Below are 4,539 nucleotides of genomic sequence, written 5' to 3' on the forward strand. Positions count from 1 at the left end.
CTGCAGGGGTCAGTGCGCCCTGAAGGTTAAGACGAGCTCGCCAATCATTCGAAATCCACGCAAACGTGCGCTCGCCGCGGTGCAATGCATTCGCAGAGAAGCTGTCGGCTCCAGACATTGAATTGATCAGCTCATCCTTAGAGCGGCGTTCGCGCACTTGGTTGCCCGGGATGCGGGAGTCGGCAGGGTTGCCGCAGCGACCGAGTCGCTATGGAGTGGCGTTCACGGAGCGCTTTCGCCCATCATTGGTGACCAAGGCGTTGCAGCGTTGTACAGGCGTAGCCTCCATCTAACCCGATCGGGGCCTACCAGCTTTCCCAACGTTGGAGAGCCGGCAGACTCAACGGATTTCACTACCTTGCGGGAAGCCTTGACTTCCCTGGCGCCACCTGACGCTGCGGCGGCGAGCACCGCGCTCTTCGCCACGTTCTACGAACTCCTGTCCGCCCTGATCGGCTCTTCGCTCGTCGAGCGGCTGCTCGGCACGTCTCTGGACAGACCCTTCACCGAAGAACCCGCGCAGGATCCCTCACCATGACTACAGGCAAAGCAACCATCAACCGCCTGTCCACCGGCGTACCCGGGCTGGACATCGTGCTCGGCGGTGGCCTGCCGGAGTTCTCCTTCAACATCATCGCGGGGGCGCCGGGCAGCGGAAAGACGACGCTCGCGCATCAGATGATGTTCGCGCTGGCCACCCCCGAGAGACCGGCGCTCTACTTCACGGTCCTCGGCGAGCCACCACTGAAGATGCTGCGCTACATGCAGCAGTTCGAATTCTTCGACGACGCCAAGGTCAACAGCTCGATCCACTTCATCAACCTGGCTGATGACACAGCAACCGGTGATCTCGAGAAAGTATTGAAGAGGATCGTCGCCGCGGTGGAAGAGCACGGCCCGGCACTGGTTTTCGTCGACTCATTCCGCTCTGTGATGCTGGCTAGCGAAGGCGCGGGCAGCAGCTACCTCGGGCTGCAGCAGTTTGTGCAGCAACTGGGAATACTCATGACGAGCTGGCAGGCCACGACGTTCCTGATTGGGGAGTACTTCACCGACGCGGATCCAAACCCAGTCTTCACCGTCGCCGACGGCTTGCTCTGGTTTCGCCAGAGCACGCAGAGGAATTCGGTGGTGCGCAAGCTCGAAATCATGAAGATGCGAGGTCAGGCAACTTTGCCGGGACTTCATACGTTTCGCATCGACCACGACGGCCTCCACGTGTTTGCGCCAGCTCAGGCCGAGCAACGCGGCCATGATCTGCCCCGGGCCGTTAACGACCGGCTGAGAATGGGTGTCCGCGGTCTGGACCAGTTGATGGGCGGAGGTCTGCCGCGCGGCTATTCGCTACTGGTCGCTGGGCCTTCCGGCTCCGGCAAATCGATTCTCGCTTCTGCTTTCCTGGCCGAAGGCGCAAGCCACGGCGAGAAAGGTGTAATCGCCGCCTTCGAGCAGCGACCGGGGCTGTCACATTCACCTGCCGTCGCGGCGCTGATCGAAGCGGGCCACGTGAGCATTGTTGAAACAGGCGCGGAGAACCTGTCGGTCGACGAAATGAGCCACTTGCTCCTGAATGAGGTCCGGCGACTAGGAGCCAGYCGGGTGGTGATCGATTCCCTGTCGGGATTCGAGCTGGCGCTGGCTCCAACCTTCCGGGAAGATTTCCGCGAATCGCTGTCGCGCATGGTGAGAGCGCTGGCCCGCACCGGCACCACCGTCCTGATGACTTCGGAACTGGAAGACCGCTACGACGACCTCCGCTTCAGTCCGTACGGAACCGCCTTCCTAACCGACGCGATCATCGTGCAGCGCTATGTGGAAGTAGACAGCCGGCTGCAGCGCGTGCTCGCAGTCGTCAAGGTGCGAGGGAGTGCTCATTCGAACGAGCTGCGCCTCTTTCACATTGATGCACAGGGCATCCAGATTGGGGACATGCTCGCTGAGCATGAAGGCATCTTGGGAGGCCGCCCCACCAGGCGCCCGGCCCGCTCCCTTCTCGCTTCAACCCCAGGCGACGGCCCTGCTCTCCGTTGACGGATCGATGACACCATGAGCGGCGATCTCGGCCAGCCCTCTGCTGGATCGGCGGGCTCGTCGGAGTCAACATCGGCCGTCGAGGAACTCCGCAAGGAGCTGTTTCGCCTTAGACGCGACATCGAGCAGGTTCAGCGGGAGTTCGACGACACGAAGGCGGCCCAGCTGCTGCAGGCCAATGAAAAGTTGGTGTTGGCGGTGATGACCGCCGAACGGATCGCGCAGGAGACAACGGCCAGGCTGAGCGAACTAACGCAGAGCACACAGCGCGACGCGTTGACCGACACGCCCAACCGCGCCTTGATGATGGACAGGTTGCACAACGCCATCGTCATGGCCCATCGGCGTGAATCGAGCTTTGCAGTCCTCTTTGTCGACATCGACAAGTTCAAGGAAGTCAACGACACGCTCGGTCACGCTGTAGGCGATCAGGTGCTGCAAGTCGTTGCTCGTCGACTAGAGGGAGTCGTGCGAGCCTCCGACGCCGTGAGTCGGCACGGCGGAGACGAGTTCGTAGTGCTGCTTACGGAAATCTCGGATGCCGCCGACGCTGCGTTGGTGGCCGAGAAGATGCTTCAGGCCCTGCAAGCCCCGACCGATCTCAGGGATGCACCTGCAATGAAGTTGAGCGCGAGCATCGGAATCGCGATCTATCCGCAGGACGGCGACGACTCCGCGCGCCTCATCGACGCCGCAGACGAGGCGATGTATCGAGTCAAACGCCGCGGCGGCCGTGCCTATAGCTTCCATCACGCGTTTCCGGAAAATGACGCGGTTCAACTCGCTGCCTCAACTGAATCAGGAGAAGCCTCACCTGCGGAGCGACAGTTCTCTCATGCACCTGATCCGCGCAGTTTGCGTGACGCGAACGAACAGTTGGTCCTGTCGTCGTTAGCCTTGCAGGAGTCTGAAGCTCGAGCAGTGAAGACTCATCAGCAGCAGGTCAAATTCCTCGCCATCGTCTCTCACGAGTTGCGAAACCCACTGGCGCCTATCCGCTCGGCTACAGAACTGCTCAAACGCGTTCGCACCGACGAAGCGCAGYACGCCCGGCTGCAGGAGGTTATCCAGCGTCAGGTGTCTCATCTAGCGCGCATCGTGGATGATTTGCTGGACAGCTCGCGAGCTCAGACTGGCAAATTTCACTTGGAACCAATTTCGGTCAACCTTGTTGAAGTGCTCAGGCTAGCGATTGAATCTTGCCGTCCCGCGATCGACAAGCACCTGCAACACTTCAAGATGAAGCTGCCAGTTGGTCCCCTATGGGTCTTCGGCGACCCTGTTCGACTGGCCCAGGTCTTTCAAAATCTACTGGACAACGCCTCCAAGTACACACAGTCTGGAGGAGTCGTATCGATGTCCGTCGTCAGCACAATCGACACCTGCGTAGTGAGTGTGTCCGACAACGGGATCGGGATAGCGGCCGAGGTATTGCCTCGCGTATTCGATCTGTTTACACAAGATCCTCGGGCGTCCGCCTTCCACGGGCTCGGCCTGGGAATCGGCCTCGCGGTCGTCCATGAGCTGGTACAAGCGCATGGCGGAAGCATCACCGCCAGCAGCCCAGGGCCAGAACTCGGGAGCGAATTTCTTGTCTCCCTGCCGTTGCTCAACACCATACATCGTAGCTCTGATCAAGGCGGCGGTGGATGGCATCGCGGGAGTTCTTGATAGATCGGTTCGGCGCAACTTCAGACCCGGCGAGTTGGGCCTCCGCGTACGAGAGTCTTGCGGCCTCGATCAACCGCCCGGCTGAAACAGCGTATCGAACACCCAGATGTCACCAGTGCCGTTGCATACCGAGAAAAACTGGACACGCGGCTATTGAGCAAACGGCAACCAATTCGGTAGCCGTCATGTCTTTTGACATGTGCAGACGCCTGCACATCGCTGAAATATTCAACTGCACAGCGGTTGGAGAAGCGGAGAATCCAAACTCCGGGCAAGTTGCTATGTGCACCGGCGTTCGAAGGGAGCACTGCTTTGATTCAGCAGGAATTTTTCAGCGCCCCGAGTGTTGATACTCGCAGCGAGGCTGTGCGGTTTGTCGYTGTCATCGGCGGGCTGATCGTCAGAGCCTTGGTCTCCAGGGAATTTCTGGAAGACCGTTTTGTGGCCGGTCCAAGCCCGTCGGATTGGCTTGCGGCCTACGAATCCCACCGGCAAGAGATCCACCAGATGGTCTCCAGAAAGTACCTCCGCGAAGGGACTTCCCCGGTGCTCATCCACACCGATGAGTTCTTGGACGGTAGCCGCTGAGTCACTGCAGTCCAGCGGTCTATTTCACTGCCGGCGCTCTCGCGAGGAGTTCGGTCTTCTCGGCCGAACCGCGGCTCGATCCGAACTCGAACTGGTGTGCGTCGCGCAGGCCATTGGCGAACTGCTGGGTCAGCATGCCCAGCGGGCCATTGAGCGCCATGATCAGCGGGTTCACGTCGCCGCCCTTCGTCACGCCCAGCCAGGTCACGAAGACCATCGCCGAAAGGCAGGCCAGCATGCCCACCACGT

At 60.4% G+C, this 4,539-nt stretch carries 5 protein-coding genes; 4 read left to right on the forward strand and 1 reads right to left on the reverse strand.

What is annotated here, in order from left to right; genetic code table 11:
• The first annotated feature begins 370 nt into the window (after positions 1-370).
• The 4 genes from AC1D01_RS22105 to AC1D01_RS22120 all read left to right on the forward strand — a co-directional run bounded on the left by AC1D01_RS22105 (position 371) and on the right by AC1D01_RS22120 (position 4,290).
• Positions 371-538 (forward strand): hypothetical protein, encoded by a 168-nt coding sequence (locus AC1D01_RS22105; protein ID WP_157597655.1) that lies wholly within the window; start codon positions 371-373, stop codon positions 536-538.
• Positions 535-2,031, forward strand: coding sequence for an ATPase domain-containing protein (locus AC1D01_RS22110; protein ID WP_477870087.1), 1,497 nt, complete (start codon positions 535-537; stop codon positions 2,029-2,031). The genes AC1D01_RS22105 and AC1D01_RS22110 overlap by 4 nt, the downstream gene beginning before the upstream one ends.
• A 15-nt stretch (positions 2,032-2,046) precedes the next feature.
• On the forward strand, positions 2,047-3,702 hold the full coding sequence (locus AC1D01_RS22115; RefSeq protein ID WP_477870089.1) for a sensor histidine kinase: 1,656 nt from the start codon (positions 2,047-2,049) through the stop codon (positions 3,700-3,702).
• A gap of 312 nt (positions 3,703-4,014) precedes the next feature.
• On the forward strand, positions 4,015-4,290 hold the full coding sequence (locus tag AC1D01_RS22120) for a DUF1488 family protein (protein WP_477870091.1): 276 nt from the start codon (positions 4,015-4,017) through the stop codon (positions 4,288-4,290).
• A gap of 19 nt (positions 4,291-4,309) precedes the next feature.
• On the opposite strand, the gene AC1D01_RS22125 is transcribed toward AC1D01_RS22120, so the two are convergent.
• Positions 4,310-4,539 (reverse strand): hypothetical protein (locus AC1D01_RS22125; RefSeq protein WP_477870093.1); only part of this gene is annotated, 230 nt, incomplete at its 5' end.

It is taken from the genome of Rhizobacter sp. P3_B12, from assembly GCF_056402895.1.